This is a genomic window from Polyangium mundeleinium (assembly GCF_028369105.1).
Taxonomy (GTDB): domain Bacteria; phylum Myxococcota_A; class Polyangia; order Polyangiales; family Polyangiaceae; genus Polyangium; species Polyangium mundeleinium.
In genome coordinates this window covers 2,379,558-2,396,337 of record NZ_JAQNDO010000001.1, presented here as the reverse complement: position 1 = coordinate 2,396,337, position 16,780 = coordinate 2,379,558, and the positions used below count along the sequence as shown (strand labels likewise).

Annotated in this window: 16 protein-coding genes; all 16 read right to left on the bottom strand. The window is 68.6% G+C overall.

From position 1 onward, the window contains the following. Positions 1–45: 45 nt before the first annotated feature. The 16 genes from POL67_RS09675 to POL67_RS09600 all read right to left on the bottom strand — a co-directional run bounded on the left by POL67_RS09675 (position 46) and on the right by POL67_RS09600 (position 16,734). Complete coding sequence (locus POL67_RS09675) at positions 46–1,245, bottom strand: NAD(P)/FAD-dependent oxidoreductase (RefSeq protein WP_271916938.1); 1,200 nt, start codon at positions 1,243–1,245, stop codon at positions 46–48. Then, positions 1,245–1,460, bottom strand: coding sequence for a ferredoxin (locus tag POL67_RS09670; RefSeq protein WP_271916937.1), 216 nt, complete (start codon positions 1,458–1,460; stop codon positions 1,245–1,247). The genes POL67_RS09675 and POL67_RS09670 overlap by 1 nt, the downstream gene beginning before the upstream one ends. Positions 1,461–1,479: 19 nt before the next feature. Next, positions 1,480–2,130, bottom strand: coding sequence for a TetR/AcrR family transcriptional regulator (locus POL67_RS09665; RefSeq protein WP_271916936.1), 651 nt, complete (start codon positions 2,128–2,130; stop codon positions 1,480–1,482). Positions 2,131–2,132: 2 nt separating this feature from the next. Further along, positions 2,133–3,347, bottom strand: a complete 1,215-nt coding sequence (locus tag POL67_RS09660) for a cytochrome P450 (protein ID WP_271916935.1) — start codon at positions 3,345–3,347, stop codon at positions 2,133–2,135. 134 nt (positions 3,348–3,481) lie between these two features. Next, entirely contained in the window at positions 3,482–4,123 is a 642-nt protein-coding gene (locus POL67_RS09655; protein ID WP_271916934.1) for a TetR/AcrR family transcriptional regulator, read from the bottom strand. Between the two features lie 13 nt (positions 4,124–4,136). Next, on the bottom strand, positions 4,137–4,616 hold the full coding sequence (locus tag POL67_RS09650) for a Rossmann-fold NAD(P)-binding domain-containing protein (RefSeq protein WP_271916933.1): 480 nt from the start codon (positions 4,614–4,616) through the stop codon (positions 4,137–4,139). Positions 4,617–4,649: 33 nt separating this feature from the next. Then, on the bottom strand, positions 4,650–5,339 hold the full coding sequence (locus POL67_RS09645; protein ID WP_271916931.1) for an FAD-dependent monooxygenase: 690 nt from the start codon (positions 5,337–5,339) through the stop codon (positions 4,650–4,652). A 161-nt stretch (positions 5,340–5,500) separates the two neighbouring features. Continuing rightward, entirely contained in the window at positions 5,501–6,301 is an 801-nt protein-coding gene (locus tag POL67_RS09640) for a LytR/AlgR family response regulator transcription factor (protein ID WP_271916930.1), read from the bottom strand. Further along, a complete protein-coding gene (locus tag POL67_RS09635; RefSeq protein ID WP_271916929.1) occupies positions 6,298–7,467 on the bottom strand; it encodes a sensor histidine kinase in 1,170 nt (389 codons plus the stop codon). The genes POL67_RS09640 and POL67_RS09635 overlap by 4 nt, the downstream gene beginning before the upstream one ends. Before the next feature lie 252 nt (positions 7,468–7,719). Further along, positions 7,720–10,221: an efflux RND transporter permease subunit gene (locus POL67_RS09630; RefSeq protein WP_271916928.1), complete on the bottom strand. Its 2,502-nt coding sequence runs from the start codon at positions 10,219–10,221 to the stop codon at positions 7,720–7,722. Continuing rightward, the gene (locus POL67_RS09625) at positions 10,205–11,473 is read right to left on the bottom strand and encodes a CDP-alcohol phosphatidyltransferase family protein (protein WP_271916927.1); all 1,269 of its coding nucleotides are present in this window, start codon (positions 11,471–11,473) and stop codon (positions 10,205–10,207) included. Before POL67_RS09625 ends, POL67_RS09630 begins: the two co-directional genes overlap by 17 nt. Further along, entirely contained in the window at positions 11,470–12,399 is a 930-nt protein-coding gene (locus POL67_RS09620) for a phosphatase PAP2 family protein (RefSeq protein WP_271916926.1), read from the bottom strand. Before POL67_RS09620 ends, POL67_RS09625 begins: the two co-directional genes overlap by 4 nt. 28 nt (positions 12,400–12,427) lie before the next feature. Continuing rightward, positions 12,428–13,744, bottom strand: a complete 1,317-nt coding sequence (locus POL67_RS09615) for an inositol-3-phosphate synthase (RefSeq protein ID WP_271916925.1) — start codon at positions 13,742–13,744, stop codon at positions 12,428–12,430. A gap of 319 nt (positions 13,745–14,063) precedes the next feature. Beyond that, on the bottom strand, positions 14,064–15,269 hold the full coding sequence (locus POL67_RS09610; protein ID WP_271916924.1) for a FecR domain-containing protein: 1,206 nt from the start codon (positions 15,267–15,269) through the stop codon (positions 14,064–14,066). Further along, positions 15,266–15,847 (bottom strand): RNA polymerase sigma factor, encoded by a 582-nt coding sequence (locus POL67_RS09605; protein ID WP_271916923.1) that lies wholly within the window; start codon positions 15,845–15,847, stop codon positions 15,266–15,268. The genes POL67_RS09610 and POL67_RS09605 overlap by 4 nt, the downstream gene beginning before the upstream one ends. Then, a complete protein-coding gene (locus POL67_RS09600) occupies positions 15,844–16,734 on the bottom strand; it encodes a hypothetical protein (RefSeq protein ID WP_271916922.1) in 891 nt (296 codons plus the stop codon). The genes POL67_RS09605 and POL67_RS09600 overlap by 4 nt, the downstream gene beginning before the upstream one ends. Positions 16,735–16,780: the final 46 nt, after the last annotated feature.

The window sequence follows — 16,780 nt, the reverse complement described above, 5'->3', positions numbered from 1 at the left end:
TCCCTGCAGGCGTTGAACCTCGTGCAGGTGTTGCAGGAAAGGACCTCAGGAAGCCTGAGCCCCCACCTCCGCCCAAGGCTTCCCATCCACGACGAACTGCCGGTATGATCGTATCGCCTTGATCGCATTCCACCCGAGCGCCCCGATCACCTTGCCGTTGTTCCCGTACAAAGCGACGAACTGACGCTTCTCGGGATCCCCCTCCACCACGGCCACCTCGGCCTCCGGCAGGAGGACGCCAAATGTCTGGATCTTCGTCTCGTATTGGTCCGTCCAGAAAAACGGCACCGGCGTGTAAGGTTTGTCCTTCCCGACGATGTTCGCGGCCACGGCCATCGCTTGCTCGACCGCGTTGCTGCGGTTCTCCAGGCGCAGCCGCGCCCCGATGCCCTCGTGATGAAAGCTCGCCGCGTCACCCACTGCATACACGCCTTCTGCCGCTCGGCAACGCGCGTCGCATACGATTCCGTCGGAGAGATCGAGCCCGCTGCCCGCGAGCCAGCCGGTCGCGGGGCGCGAGCCAATCGCCACCACGACCATCTCCGCAGGTAACACCTCGCCATTCTCCAGGAGCACACCGGAGACGCGGCCGTCGTCGCCGCCGACGAGCTCCTTCACCGCCACGCCAAGCCGGAGCTCGACGCCTTTGTCCGCATGCAGCTTGGCCAGAACCCCGCCCACGAGCGACCCGAGCTGGCCCGCGAGCGGCGCCGATTGCGGCCCCGTGAGCGTCACCGTAAGGCCCATGCTCCGCGCCGTCGCCGCAATCTCCGTCCCCAGCACGCCATCACCGACCACCACCAGACGCGGGTTCCTGAGCAGGTCCGCGCGCAATGCGACCGCCTCGTCCATCGTCCGCAAGACGTGCACGCCCGCCCATTTGTCCTGCCCAGGAAAACGCCGCGGCTCGATGCCCGTGGCCAGCACGATCACGTCCGCGCGCAGCACCCGCCCCGCCGCCGTGTGCACCTCGCGCGCCGTGAGGTCCAGACGAACCGCCGGATCACCGAGGATCACCTCCGCCTCGAGCTGCGCCACCGCGGACTCCGAGCGCAGAAATGTCTTTTCCGGCTCCATCGCGCCCGACAGGACCTTTTTCGAGAGCGGCGGCCGATCATAAGGCAGGTGCCGCTCCGCCCCGAGCAGCGTCACCCCGCCCGCGTACCCCTCACGTCGGAGCGCCTCCACGACCGAGAGGCCTCCAAGGGAAGCGCCAACGACAAGCACGCGCGACGGGGTTTTCATCACGCGCTCTCGCCCAGCCGAATCGCAGCGCCAGGGCAAACGGCGACCGCCTCCCGAACCGCCCCATACTGCGCCGGCGGCGGCTCGTCGTCGAGCACGATCACGATCCCATCCTCCCGCTGATCGAAGACGCTCGGCGCGACCATCACGCATTGGCCCGCGCCGCAGCATTTGTCGTATTCCACGATCACTTTGAGCTTCGAATTGGTTTCCATGCGTTTCTCCGCTTCCGTTTCATTTCGTCAGGGTCACCGGAGCCGTCCAGAGCCCGACCAGCGCGTCCAGGAGCCCTTCCGCCGCCGCGTCCCACGTGGCCCGCGGCGTGGCGCTTCCCGCTTGCAGCGCGCGCTCTCGCTCCGCGCACATGTGCACGACGAGGTGCCGGCACATGTCGCCGCGCTCCTCCAGCACGCCCTCGGGCCAGATCGGCATGAACCGCTCGAGCCCCGCGATGCTCTTCTGCATGGCCGGCGTGCCCATCATCTCGTCCGTCACGAGCTTGCGTAAAACAGGGTCCGTCATGACCTGCGCGTAGAAACGCGCGAACCAGCTCGGGTTCCCGAGCGAGGCGATATGGTCGACCGTCGGCCGCACGAGGCACGCGAGCCAATCGCGCAGGTCCGACGAACCCTTGATCTCCGCCAGCATCTCCTCCCGCCGCCGCTCGATGAATGGGACATGCCGCCGCACGATCGCGAGCACCAGATCGCTCTTGGTGCCGAAGTGATAACCGACCGCGAAGTTGTTCGCCTGGCCGGCCGCCTCGCTCACCTGGCGGTTCGAGACCGCCGCCACCCCGTGCTCGGCGAAGAGCCTCTCCGCCGCGTCCAGGATGACCTCTCGCGTATCGCTCCCCTGCGAATGCCTCATTCTCGAGCTGGCCATGCTCACCAGCGTACCAGGACCTTCTCGATTCCGCCGACGAGCAAGCCCTCGCGGCGCGGCAACTCGCTCGGCGCGACTGCGAGATCGAGCGAGGGCAAACGGCGCAGGAGCACGCTCAGCACCGTCTGCAGCTCGGTCCGCGCGAGCGCCTGACCCACGCAGGAATGGGCCCCCGCGCCGAACGTGAGGTGCGGGTTCGGCGAGCGGTTCAGCACCATCTCGTCGGCCCGCTCGAACGCCCGCTCGTCCCGGTTCGCCGCGGCCATGCTGCAAATGATCGTCGAGCGACTCGGCACCTTCGTGCCCGAGAGCTCGATCTCCTCGCTGATGAAGCGCGGCAGCCCGAAGCCCGCATTGGCGTCGAAGCGCAGCACCTCTTCCACCGCGCTGCGGATGAGGGAGGGCTCGGCCACGAGTTGCTCCCAGCGCCTCCGATCCGAGAGCAGCATGCCCATCATCTTGCCGATCATGTTCGAGGTGGTCTCGTGCCCGGCCACCAGGATGCCTTGCGCCGTCATCAGGAGGATCTTTTCGTTGATCTGCTCGCCCTGGTCGGCGGCGCGGATCAGATCGCTGAGCAGATCATCCCCGGGCTCGGCGCGCTTCTTCGCGATGTGGCCCATGAGGTAATGGACGAACTCCATCTGGGCCTTGTCGACCTCCTCCTGGGTGAACTGCGTCATGGTGAGCATCGAATTGGACCAGTGGGCGAGTTTGTCTCGGTCGTCCACAGAGATGCCCAGGATCTCGGCGATCACCCACACCGGCAAGGGGAAGGCGAGCTCACTCACGAGGTCGGCGGGCGGGCCTTTGGCGACCATCTTGTCGATGAGCTGATGGGCCATCGCCTCGATGCTCTGCTGCATGGCGGAGATGCGCTTGACGGTGAACCACCGCATGATGAAGCGCCGCCATTTCTCGTGCTGCTCGCCGCCCGCGAGCTCGGCCGCGTCCTTGTTTTCGAACACGCTGCCGCCCTCGTTCGTCGTGATCCTCGCCGCGCCTTCCTCAGCGAGGTTGCGGGTGAACCGCGGATCCGAGAGCACCTGGCGCACGTCGTCATAACGCGTGACCAGCATCGCCTTGTCGCCGCTCGGCAGCCGAATATGGGCAACCGGGCAACCCTGGCGGAGCTTTGCCCACTCCTCCGGCGGGTCGACGGCAGTGGGGGCGCGCAACGGATAATCCAAGACCTGCTCGCTGCTATCAGTGCTCATCAAGACCTCCAGCCACGGTTCTAAGGCACGCGACTTATGAAGTCAAGTGACTTAAACAAGGACGGGAAATTCTGATGCGGGGATGCGCCGGGGGGGGCGCCGCGCAGGGAACAGGGCGCGGGCGAGCGAGTTTTCTAGGCGCTGACGAGTTTCTGCCCGGCCTGGCCGCGGGCCTTGCGTCCACGTAGGCCCCCGATCAAAAACTCGGTCGTTTCGTCCGCGATCAGGTCCGGCGGCTCCCCCGAGACGATTGCTCGGCGCGCAGCGACCATGACGCCGACCATCATGTCGACGAGGCGCGGCACATCGGCGACGGGACGGAACACGCCCGCTGCAATGCCTTGCTCCACGATGCCTGCGACGATCGTGAGCACGGGCGCGAAGCATGCGGTGAGGGATGCGCTCACCTCCGCGGGCAACAGGGTCTCCGTCATGTTGACGATCGGGAGCCCGCGGACGCCCGGGACGAGGGCCGCCAACTGGCGCCGAACGACGAGCGCGAGCCGGTCTTCCGGGTCGTCGATCCCCGCGCACGCCTCGACGAGCGCGGCCACGAAGGGCTCGACTTCGGACTTCACGACGGCGACGAGCAGTGCATCCTTCGTGGGCGCGTAGTTGTAGATCGTATTCCGCGCGATTCCGGCGCGCCTCGCGACGGCGGCGAGGGACAACGACGCGTAGCCTTCTTCTTCGATCGCCTCGAGCAAGCTGTCACGCAGCCGTTTCCAGATGATGTCCCGATGCTCGGCGATCGTAGGCGCGTCGATCCTGGGCATTTATGTGGTCATCCTAGGCAGCAAACTCGACGTTCACCGGTCCGGAGAGGAACTGCTCCAGGGCGGTGGGGGCGCCTTCCGAACGTTTCTTGCCCTGGGCCCGCGGCATCAAACCCTTGCAGAGGATGTCGATGCTCGGACTGCTCGGCGTGAAGAACTGCGCTTTGATCAGCGCAGACCGCTGATGCTGGCAGGCAAAGGGCATCAGCCGGTCCTCCCACGTGCGGAGCGCAGTGTCAATCTCGTGGGGATGTCGCGAAAGGAGCTCCCCGAGGAGCGAGCCACCGGCGAGTCCCAGCGACGCGCCCATTCCGGAGTAGAGCGTCATGCACCACGCGGCGTCCCCCAAAAGGACCGTGCGACCGGAATGCCAAGAGCGCATGCTCACCTGGTTCACGGAGTCGAAGAGGAAGTCCTTGGCACCCTCGAACTGCTCGAAGACGTGCGCGAGGGTCTCGCCGAGCGGCTCGGGGCCATACGCGCGCCTGAGCACGGTCCCGACCGGCGCGCGAACTGCGCGTCGATATCACGGGTGCGGTAGGAAAAGAGGGCGGTCGGCGGGCGGTCCTCGAACGGAAACACCCACAACGAGCGGCCCGGCTCGGCGAGCACGATGCCCATCGTTGACCGGGAAGTACGGCACCTGTTTGTCGAGCTGGAACGCGCAGATCATCGCATGGAGCGGCTTCAGGTAGCGCTCGTGCGGGCCGAAGACGAGGCGCCGCACCGTCGAGCGCACCCCGTCGGCGCCCACGACGAGGTCGAATCGCTCGTCCCGCACTTCGCCCGTCTGCGAGTTCTGCGTCGTGACGATCGCGCCGCCGCCGACATCGACGATGGCCGTGGGCACGGTTCCGTAGCGCACCTCCACGTCGCCCAGGTTCTCGAACAACGCGGCCTCGATGTCACCACGGAGCACGCCTTGCGGGTCGCCCGGTTGCTCGAGAAATCCATTGATCCTGTGCCGGTCGCCGGCGCGCGTCACGTCCCAGGTCTTTGCGTTCTTGGGCGTGCGCGTGTGGAGATCGGCCATGACGCCGAGCCGCTTGGCGGCGCTCAACCCCGTGCCGAAGAGTCCAATGAAATAGCCGCCGAGACGACGTTGCGGCGCCCGCTCGATCAGGGTCACCTGCCATCCCGCTCTCCGCAGTCCAATCGCCGATGCCATGCCGGCGACGCCAAGTCCGACAACCAAGGCTGAACGTTGTCTGCTCATGGGAAGCTCCCACGCTTGTTGGACAGACTACAATGGATCGCTTTGCGCTCGCTCGTTTTTACGACGGACCGTCGCAAAGATCAAGGACAAGGCGAAATGGCTCCAGAAGCGCCCTCCAAAGCGCGCCCCGGTATGCGGGAACACGCCGCAGACGGGGCGGTTCAGCCGCGGCGGAGGCCGGTGGCGCTGGCGAGCAGCATATCGCGCACGGATTGGGCGCGGTCACGCGAGACGGGCACGCACACGCCGCGCCGCTCGGGGCCGATGCCCACGCCGACGAATATGCGCGTATCCCCTCCGTCGCGCTCGAGCTCCTTGATGTAAGCCGCATTGACGAGCCAGTTTCTGTGGACGCGCGTGAGCGCTCGCCCGAAGGACGCCTCGATCGACGCCAAGGAGAGGTCGAGGTCGAACGTGCCGTGGGGCGTGTGCACGGACGTGAGCCGATCGGCGGCCTCGAACGCCCATACCTCGCTGGGCTCGAGGAAGACGAGGTTCTTGCCCCGGCGCGCGACGATTCGCAGCGGGCCCGCGGCCGGCGACGGGCGCTTGCGCGCGTGGAGGCGGCGCAAGCATTGGTCCACGCGCTCCTGCGTGAAGGGCTTGAGCAGGTAATCGTCGACGCCCAGCGCGAAAGCCTCGATTGCATGCTCCTTGAATGCCGTGGCCAGCACGAACATCGGCCGGCGGGGATCGTGCACCGAGGCGCGCACCAGATCGAGCCCCGTGGCGTCGTCGCTGCCGGTGAGCGCGATGTCCACAAAGACGACATCCAGCTCGGGTCCGCCCGCCGCGAGCTGCAGCGCCTGTCGCGCCTCGCCCAAGCTGGCGACGGCGCCGACGACCTCCGCGAGGCCCGACGCTTCGATGAGCTCGACCAGGTAATTGCGGGCAGGCCACTCGTCCTCGACGACGAGCGCACGGAGCCGGTAGGCATCCCCCGCCGTGGGAACCATGTTCATCGAGAAACCTCCAGGGTCGCGCCCATCGTGCGCGGCGCGTGCAGAAGGACGCAGGGGAGCTCGACGGTGCATCGTGTCCCCTCGGCCGACGATTCAATCTGCAAGCTCGCATCCGTGTACTTGAGCTCCATGCGCCGGCGCACCGCGTGCAGACCCAATGCCCCCGAGCGCGTCGGCTTGGCCGGTATGCCAGGGCCATTGTCCTCGACCGTGCAGACGAGGCGCCGCAAGGCCCCGTCACCGCTCTCCGTGATCGCCGCGCACACCCGCACCTCTCCGCCCCCATCTCGTCGCAGGGCGCCATGCTTCACGGCATTCTCCACGAGCGGCTGCAGGAGCAGCGGGGGCAAGAGGACATCGGTCGCTCGATCCGCGATGTCCCATTGGAAGCGCAGCATCCCGGCGTGGCGCGATTCCAGGATTTCGGCATACCGTTGAAGCCAGGCGATCTCCTCCCTCAGCGTACGCATCTCGTCGACATCGTGCAGCGCGTCGCGCAGGAGGTCGGCCAGGCAAGCGAGAAGGCGGCGGGCTTCGCGAGGATCCTGCGTGACGAGGCCCGCGATGGCGTTGAGGGTGTTCAGCAGGAAATGGGGCTCGAGCTGCGCGCGCAGCCGGACGAGCTCGCCCGCGGTCCGCAGCCTGTCGGCCTCGAGCTTGAGCTTCTCGGCCTCGAACGCGCGCCGCCGGGCATCCTCCGTGGCGAAGGGATACAAGAACGCCAGCGCCCATATGGCGCAAATGAAGAGGCCGAACGTGATACCAAACCGGATGACGCGCGGATACGTCGCGGGGGGCTGCCCGGCGGGCGGTGGGATATGCAACCACTGCTGCACGAACCAGAAGCCCACGATGAGCATCGTGCCCGCGATGGAGGCGACGGCGAGGCTCACGAGCAGGGTCTTCGCCGAGCTGAGGCGCCGGCGCGTGGCCCAGTGGAAGACCCCCGAGAGCGCGAGCAGGAGCGCAGGCACGCCCGTCGTCAAGAAAAGCAGGTTGGCCGTGTTGTTTCGTTGTGGGTCGGAGGGCGTGAGGGGCCAAAAGAAGATGGCCAGGATGACGGCCGTCGTCGCCACGAAGCGCTTCCAGCCGAAGAAATACACATAGGGGGGCGAATCACTCGCGGAAGGCGCGCCTCTGGACAGCTCGGGCTCGGGAACGCTCATATGCAACTTATACAGCTACCGGCCGTCCCGCGCGGGGAAAACGTGGATCGGACGAGTGGCCGTGTTCCCCGGACGAGCCGGGTCCTGCCGGGGACGAGCCGCGCAGGACCGGACAGGAGCCCCGATTTGCCCGGCTTCTCGCTTCTATGCGCCGTGACGTCGACGTGGTTTGGCAGGACGACCGACGCGGCATTGATGCCGTATTCGTTGTCACGGGCACACGAAGGGCCCGGCCTTGTTGCAATGCGACGATCAGGAGTCGGCTTGCGGGGGCGGCGCCGTCGAAGGCTCGGATGCACGTTCGGCTGCGCGAGGCCGTGCTTTCCAGGCATGCAACAGGGCGAGCCCGGCCGGGAGCAGGACGACACAGGCGACGAGGTTCACGCCAAGGCCGAGCAGCGACAGCGTGCCGACGCTTGCCAGGCCTGGGTGCGTCGCCAGCGCGAGCACGCCGAAGCCAAAGCCGTCGGTGAGAATGGCGCCGGTGACATCCCAGCCCGTGTGTTGCCACACTTTTTCGAGCGACTCGCCCGCGTCCACACGCGCGAGCAGGTGCGCGCCGTCGTCCACGCTGATCCCGAGAAGGATCGGCAGCACGATCATGTTCAGATAATTTAGCTGGGCGCCGAAGACGGGGAGCAGCGCGATCGTCACCGCGAGACAGAGGACGGCCGGCGCAAGCGCGAGCAGCGCGAGCCGAAAGCGGCCGAGCGTGATGTAAAGGACGATCAGGACAAACACGCCGGTGGCCACGAGGATGCGCGGTGCGTCGCGCTCGATCGTCTCGAGCACGTCGGCGAGCACCATCGGTTCGCCGGCGGCCGCGAGCGCCTCGCCCCCAGGCAGATCGATGCGACGGAGCTGCGCCGCGAGCCGCTTGATCCCGGCGGCTTCGCCCATGCTCACCGTCGGGTAGAGCAGGACGAAGTGCACGGGGTCGGCGCCGGGGTGGGGCTCGAAGGTGTGGCGCAGCGCGGGCGGCAGGTCGGGAGGGCCGAAGGGCTCGGCCGCGGCCATGCGCTGAAGCCGTTCGAGCCGACCGCGCGTGTCCGCGTCGAGGCTCTCGGGGCGAATCCGGGACGTGATTCGGGCGATGTCGCGCAGGAGCGGGCGCTTCGCTTCCTGGTCGGTCGGGAGCAGATCGGCGCGCGTGGCGATCAGGCCGATGGAGGCGTCGGGGCCGAGCGCGTCCATGCGCGCGCGCACAGCGGCAGAGACCTCGCGCGCCTCGGCCTCGCTGCGGGCGAGCACGACCATCGGGGTCTGCGAGCGGCCGAGCAGCGCGTTGACCTCGCGGTCGCGGCGGAAGCTCGGCAGGTCGGCGTCGTCGAGGTGGGAGAAGTCGGCGTCGAAACGGGCGCGGGGGAGCTGGGTGAGCGCAAGGCCACACGCGACGAGGAGGCCCCAAAAGAGCACCGGGGCCGCGCGGTGCATGAAGCGCACGCCGGGGAGCTCCACGCCGGCGCGCACGGGCGAGAGGCGTGGCGCGTGGCGCGCGAGCACGCCGAGCAGCGCGGGGAGCAGCGTGACGTACGCGAGCAGGACAAACAGCGTGCCGAGCGCGGCGAGCAGGCCGAACTCGCGGAAGGCGCGGAAGTCCGTCCAGGTGAGGCAGCCGAACGCCGCAGCAGTGGTCAGCGCGGCGGCGAGCGAGACGCGGCCCGCTTCGCCGAAGGCGCGACGGATCGCCTCCTCCTCGGCTGCGCCGGCGCGTCGCTCCTCCTCGTAGCGGCCGAGGAGGTGGACGCCGTGGTCCATGCCGATGCCGACGAGGATGGCGCCGATGAAGGCGGTCAGGATGTTGAGCGTCCCGAAGAGCGCGCCCGCGGCGCCGTATGCGAGCGCGAGGCCCGCGTAGAGTGGCGCGAGCACCAGGCCGATGGCGAGCACGCGCCGAAAATGGAAGGCCAGGTAGGCGATGACGAGGCCAAGCGCGAGCGAGGACGTCAGCGCGAGGTCGCGCCCGAGCACCGCCTGGAGGTCGACGCGCTTCGGGTAGCGGCCGGTGAGCTCGACGCGGAGATCCGGCGCGTAGGCCGTGGGCTGCGCCTCCTGGAGCACGCGCTTCACGTCCGCGACGACCTGCTTCGCGAACGTGAGGTCGGAGGCCAGCCGGGTCGGGCGGACGAGGACGGCCAGGGTCTTGCCGGTCTCGTCCTCGTGGTACGGCCCGCGCCGCGCGCCGCCGGTGTCTTCGAGGCGCTTCTTGTACTTGGCTTCGAAGTCCGCGACGTCGACCGGGGGCGGCTGTTCGTCGTCGATGTCGATGTAGGAGCGCTCGATCTCCCAGCGCTGGCGCGCAGCGAGGCGATCCCGAAGCGTGGCGAGGTCGGGCTGGTCCGCGAAGTAGAGGGCGCGATCTTCGAAAAACTCCGCCGGGAAGCGGTGGTCGACGTACTGCACCGTCTCGAGCTTTTCGAGGCGGGGCGTGATCTCGTCCGCGAAGCGCCGTCGCGCGGCCTGGTCCCCGCCCTCGACGAGGAGCACCACGTACCCCACCCCGCCGAAGCGCTTCCGCAGCGCCTCGATGCCCTGCACGCTCGGGTAACTGGGCGGCAGGAGCTGGGTGATGTCGGGATCGAGCTTGAGCCGGCCGGCGGACCAGGTGCCCAGCGCGGCGGCGAGGGCCACAAGCACGATGGCGAGGCCGGCGTGCCGAAACGCGGCGACCGCCACGCGCGCGAGGACCGCGCGGATGGCGGCGGGCACGGGGCCGAGGCGCGCGTCGCCGTGGTGATCAGGCGCGGCTGACATCACGCTCCCTCGGGTCGCTCAGGGGGACCTCGTCGTTCGCGTCGTTCGCGGCGGGCCCGAGCGCGAACACGTGGTCGCGGAGCAGAGGGTAGTTCCAGGTGACGAACACGACGAGGCGGGTGAGGACCCAGGCGAGGCGGTCGTTCATGGCAGGCAAGAAGAGGAGCACGGCGACGCCGCCCGCATTGAGGGCGGCGCTCGATCCGGAGACGAACAGGAAGCGCATGGCCTGGCTTCCGCGCGGGCCGGCCTCGGCCTCGAAGGCCCACACGCGCGAGAGCGTGAAGGCCACGATCCCACCCGCCACGCAGCCCACGCCCGTGGCGAGCGGCGGCGGCGCGCCGGTCCCGATCATGAGCATCTGCACAACGGCAAAATCGAGCGCCGTGGCGAGCGCGCTCACGGCAATGGTCCGGGGCAACGACCGGCGGTCGTCGCGTGGCAAGCTGCCGCTCAACGCGCGGACCAGGAACGCGAGCCGCTGGAATGCGGTCGCGTGTGACGTGAGCGCGATGAGGGTGACGCCGGCGGCCGCGATCCAATGCGGCGGGCGCGGGTCCTCCGGCGAGACGACGGCCTCCAGAATGGGGCTGAGCGCGACGGAGAGGCCGAGCACGAGGATACGCTCCGCGCGCTGCATGAAGCCCACGTCCTTCATGGTGGCGCCGAGCGCCTCGCCGCGGGCGCGCACATAAGGGACGAAGAGCGAGCCGGTGAGCGCGAGCAGGCAGGGCAGGAGCACCCAGCTCTCGCGGTAATACCAGGCGAGGCCCACGAGCACGGCCGACTCGCAATAACGATCGAGCACCGAGTCGAGCGCGGCGCCGCTCGGCGAGGCCTGCCCGGTGGCGCGCGCGACCCGCCCGTCCAGATAATCGAGCGCGCCCGCGCTGACGTAGAGCCACCCGCCCAGCGCGAAGCGTCCCGCCGCAATGGCGACCCCGCCGCCCGCCGCGAGGCCCACCGCCAGCGTGGTGATGGCATTGGGAGGCACCCCCGCGGCAGCCAGCCCCTGCCAGAGCGGACGCATCAGCCAGGCGAAGAAGTGGCGCGCGCGCGCAGTGGTCAGCCCGCCGAGCCCACGCCCGTCGGCCTCCTCGTCGTGGAAGCGGCCCCAGGCCAGGGTGCGCACCACATAAGCGGCGAGGCCGATCAACGCGTACGCGATGAGGAGCAGCGCGGGCGCGGCCGCGGTCCAGATGCGCAGGGCGGCCGAGAGACTGCCGGTGAACCAGTCGGAGAGCACGCTCATACCGAGACCTCGGGGGAGGCGCCGTCTTTGCGCGGCGCCGGTTCGAGCAGCGCGCGCTGCGCGAGGTGGACCAAGCGATCGGCGGCGAAGGCCACCGCGACGCCGGCGATGATGTCGAGGATGTAATGGTGCCGGAGGTACATGGCGGAGAATGCCATGACCGCGGCCCACGCGACGGTGAATGCGCGCAGCCGGCCGCCCAGGGACCAGGAGACGAACGCGGGCAGCACGGCATATCCCACGTGCAACGAGGGCATGGCCCCGAACACGTTGGAGCTGCGCGCATAAAACGTGTGAAAAATGCGGACCCCGAACAGGGCGTCGAAGCGCGCTCCTCCGGCGGGATTCGAGGGCGCGTCGAGCACCGCGGGACCTGCGCCGTAGAGGTCGACGTACCAGGGCGGCGCCGCCGGCCAGGCGATCCAGATGATCCAGCCGAGCAGGCTCGCGGCCGCGAAGCCCCATGCCAGCCGCTGCATGCGCTCCTGATCACGAACGTATAGGTACGCCCCGACCGCGAAGACCTGGATCAGGTAAAGGAGGTAAACGACACCGGTGAGCGCATCGACGGCCGGGTGCATCGCGCGCGCGACGAGCTCCGAAATGGGCACCCGTCCCGCGCTCGTGCCGATACCGAAGAGCGCGCGCTCGGCCTCGAAGAGATCGGCCACGTGGACCTCCCCGCGCAGGTGAATGAACAGGCGCAGAAAATCGTAGGCGAGTCCGGTGAGCACGAAGGGCGCGGCGATCGCCGCGAACCGCCGCGCGCGCGGCCCGGTCCAGACGAGGACCAGGAACATGCCCACGAAGAAAAAGTGCTCGGGCCGGAGCCCCAGCGTCGCGTGAATCAGCAGGAGCAGGAGCGGAGCGCCCCCGAGGGACGCCCACGCCCACGCGCTCCCCTCGCCTGTCGGCCGTAGCTTCATCACTCGCCTCGCCACGTCGCCGCCGGGATCAGTCGTAGTATTCGTTGCCGAGGTGCGTGATCAGCTCCTCGCCGATCATCCACCGCAGCGTGTTCTTGAGCTTCATCGATTGGATGAAGAGGTCATGCTCCGGGTAGAGCTCCGGCGCCGTCATCGGGCTCTTGAAATAGAAGCTCAACCACTCCTGCGTCCCCCGCATCGACGCGCGCGACGCGAGGTCGAGCAAGAGCGCCAGGTCGAGCACGATCGGCGCCGCGAGAATCGAGTCTCGGCAGAGGAAGTTGACCTTGATCTGCATCGGATACCCGAGCCACCCGAAGATATCGAGGTTGTCCCAGCCCTCCTTGGCGTCGCCGCGCGGTGGGTAAAACTCGATACGGACCTTGTGGTAGATGTTGCCATAGAGGTCCGGATACCGAGGGGGCTGGAGGATTTGCTCGAGGACGCCGAGCTTGGAGACCTCTTTCGTCTTGAACGAGTTCGGATCGTCGAGCACCTCGCCGTCGCGATTGCCGAGGATGTTCGTGGAGAACCACCCCTGCAACCCCAGGCTGCGGGCCTTGAGCCCCGGGGCGAGGATGGTCTTCATCAGCGTTTGTCCCGTCTTGAAATCCTTGCCCGCGATGGGCACGCCCATCTCCCGCGCGAGCTGCCAGGCAGCGGGAAAATCGACGCAGAGGTTCGGCGCCCCATTGGCGAAGGGGACCCGCTCCTTGAGGCAGGCCCAGGCATAAATCTGCGCGCTGGAAATGCTCGGATCGTCGGCGGCGAGGCCCGCCTCGAAGGCCGCGATGCTCTGGTGCACCTCGCCCTGGGCGATGTAGACCTCCGTGCTGCCGCACCAGATCGCCACGGCGCGCTCGGCCCCCTGGCGCTGGATGAACCCGCGGATGTCGTCGCGGACCTGCTCGACCATTTCCGCCTTGGATCGGGCCGCCTTGACGTGCGTACCATGGAGGCGGCGCACGTATTCCGGGTAAAACGCGCCGGCCATGGGCTTGATTTGCGCGAGCTCCGCGGCCACCGCGTCGACGTGGCGCGCTTCGAGCACCTCCGCGTGCCGCGCGACCTCGAGCGCGTTGTCGGGGAAAATGTCCCAGGCACCGAACACGAGATCGTCGAGCGACGCCAGCGGGACGGCCTCGTGGACAAGCGGGAAGCGGTCCTCGGTGCGCTTGCCGAGGCGAATGGTGCCCATTTGCGTGAGCGAGCCGATCGGCTTGGCGAGCCCTTTGCGAGCGAGGAGCACGCCGGCGATGAAGGTGGTGGCCACGGCGCCGAGGCCAGGGAGCAAAACGGCGAGCTTGCCGGTGGCGGGGCGAATCGTCTGCGGGCGTTCTCTCACGGCTCTCCTCGGTTCTCGGCAGCAGGGAAGCTGCGCACGTTCGATTTCTGGGGACTGACGCGGCGCTTGGGCACTTCGATCCGACGAGCGGCCCGATCCCTCCGACGAGCCCGCCCTTTTGGGCCACGAACCAAGAGGCGCGCAGAAACCTCCGGCGCGTCGGTTTTGGTTCGGTCATGCGTGACACGACCGCGGCGTGAATGACCTTCAGGGCGCTTGCTCGGCATGGGGGTCGCTCGTCCGTCCCCCCACGCCCCTCTTTGCCCGCTCCGCGCCCGACCCTTCGTCGAAAAACAGCTCTTCTCGAAGGAGACCCGCGTTAGTTTCCTGCCATGCGCTCCGCGTCCACGCGATGCGCGCCCCTGGGCCGCGTCGCGAGGTATCGCTTGGCGGCGGCGACGGCCTCCGCAGAACGACCGGCGCGCTGAAGCGCGACAGCTCGCAGATAATCCGCCTCGTCGGTCCGCGCATCCGCCGGGTACGTCGACACGAACAGCTCGAATCTGTCGGCGCTGTCGGCGTAATTGCCGCGACGAAGCGAAGCCATCGCGTCGGCAAACGCGCGCGACGCGGCCGAAGGGACACGCGCAGGCGGCGGAGGCGCAAGGGTGGGCGTGGAAGGAGACGTCCCCCAGGAGCTCTCTTCCATGACGTTTTCGTTCGTGGTGTCCGACGGGCGGTCCGGCATCCCCCCATGGCCGCGCACAGCCACGGTGCGCGCCGACGTTTTTCCTTTCACCGGAGCACTCGGGACGACCGCAGACGACGTGGGTTCCGGCGCGGGTTTCGCTACGGGTTTTTCCTGGTCGGCCGCCTCGACGACCGCGTCGCCCGTCGCCCGCCAGGATCCACCTGCCGGAATCACCGCCGTGAATCCCGCATACTGAACCTCGGCCGTCCCTTGCTCCACGGCCACGCTGCGGATCCGGCCTTCCTTGGCCTCGATCCGCAAGGAGGTCGCGCGGACCTCGATCTGCGCGTCTTTCGTGCGCACGACGAACCGCTCCCCCGCCGCGTGCCGGCTCCGCGCCACGTCGAGGGCGCCGTCCTCGAGGATCACCTCGTCGAGGCCCGCGCTTCGATTGCGCGCGAAACGTGCGTCGTCCGACGGGCGCACCTGCGGCTCGAACGCGCCTTCGAGGCGCGGCGGCGCGCTCATGTGCAGCGCGATTGCGACCCTGTGGGTCCCGGCGGTCCATTGCCCGCCATAAAAGCCGCCCGCCACCGCGATGCCCAGCGTCGCCGCCGCGAGCACGAACCGCGTCTTCTCGAACGAGACACGTGGGGTCGGGAGCGCCGTCGCTCGTTCCAGGAGGGAGACACGCGCCCGCTGGTGCGAAAGCTGCGTCGCCCGCTCGCGTGGCGCGCGCACGGCATCCCCGATTCGCGTGAGATCACGCGCGAGACCGGCGCATACGGCGCACGATTTGAGGTGGCGCTCCATCGACGCCCCCTCCTGCAGGCCGAGCCGCCCATCCCGGAGGGCCTCCACGAGATTCATCCACGGGCACTCCGGAGACGTCATCGCTCCCCCCTTTGCAGCGTTCGCCGAAGCTCGGCCCGCGCCTCGTGCAGGCGCCGCCAGACCGTGCCGACCGGCGTGCCCAGGATCTGCGCGACCTCCGGGCCGGACATGCCGTTGTATTCGACCATCACCAGCACGATCCGCCGCTCGTCGGAGAGGCGCGCGATCGCGGCCTGCAGGAGCGCCTCCTCCTGGGCCTGGTTCACGCGCTCCTCCGGGCTTGGCCGCGACGCCGTCGGGGCTGCGCAAAAGGCATCGTAAAGCGCGCGCAGCCGCGCGAACGTGCGCTTGCGCCGCCGGAGGAGCTGCGTCGCAATGCCCATCAAAAAGGGCAATGCCGAGGCACGCCCGTCGAACGAGGCGGCCGCGCGTGTCGCCGTGAGGAACGTCTCCTGCACGAGATCGTCGACATCCGCGACATTGGGCGCGGCGCGCAGGAGAAACTGGCGCAAGGGCTCGTGGTAACGATCGAAGAGGATGCCCAGCGGCCCGAGCTCGCCCTCGGCGATTGCAAGGAGCAGCTCCGCATCGCTGAGCGCGGCGGCGTTCGAGAGGCGCTTGGTGGCGAGCGTGCTCATCGAATCGCCATCTCGATCCCGACCCCGAGGCCGATCGTGTAGCCCGGAAAAGGCCCCGTCGACCACACGCGCGCGCTTGGTGAGATTTCGCCGTCGAGGGCGATCAATGCGCGAAATGCGTCGGTGAGCGGGACGACGACCTGGGTCTCCAGGCCGATCCGGAAATTGACACGCGTATCCTGGTCGAACTTCTTGTCGCTTTCGAGATCCTCCTCCGGCACCACGCTCGTCACCACCGCGAGGGAGGGCCGAAGCGCGGGCCGCAGCTCGACGGATCCGATGGTGAACGTGCGAAAGGCCGAGGCGCCAATGCACAGCTCGCCCGTCTGCGGCAGCCCCTCGACGAGCGACATCGACAAACCATCGAGGCGGAGCCAAACCCCGCCCCCCCACGACTGGAACGGCACCGCGGCCATGAGGGTCGCCCCGCCCCAGATCCGGTGCGCCGGCCCCGCGTAACGGGGTCCGAGGAGGCCGCCGAGAAGCACACGCGGCGGCCGTTGCTCCTGCTCCGGCGTGGGAGGAGGCGGCATGCTCTCGGGGCTCGGAGGAAGCGGCTTGGCGAGGAGCGCCTCACCAACCGGCCCGACTTCGTCTGGCGAGACGACCTCACGCGTGACGGCATGCCCATCCGCGTCGACCACCGTGACCTTGGCCGTTCCCTCCCCGACGACCAGATCGACCTCGCCGCCCACACAGCTCCAGGGCTGCCCCGATGTGCCGGTCGCCGCGACCAACGCCTCGACCGCGTGTCGCCAGGCCTCAGGCTGGGCAGACACGTTTGCCCCGAGCCGCGCCGGCGTACACGGCTGCGGGGGCGTCATGCTCACCGGGGTGGGGAGCATCGCCGAGAGGCTCAGGCCGAGAAGCGTCGTGGGCAGCGTCAATGCAGCGAGGACTCCACCCCTTCTTACCCGCTCGGCAGCGAACCCT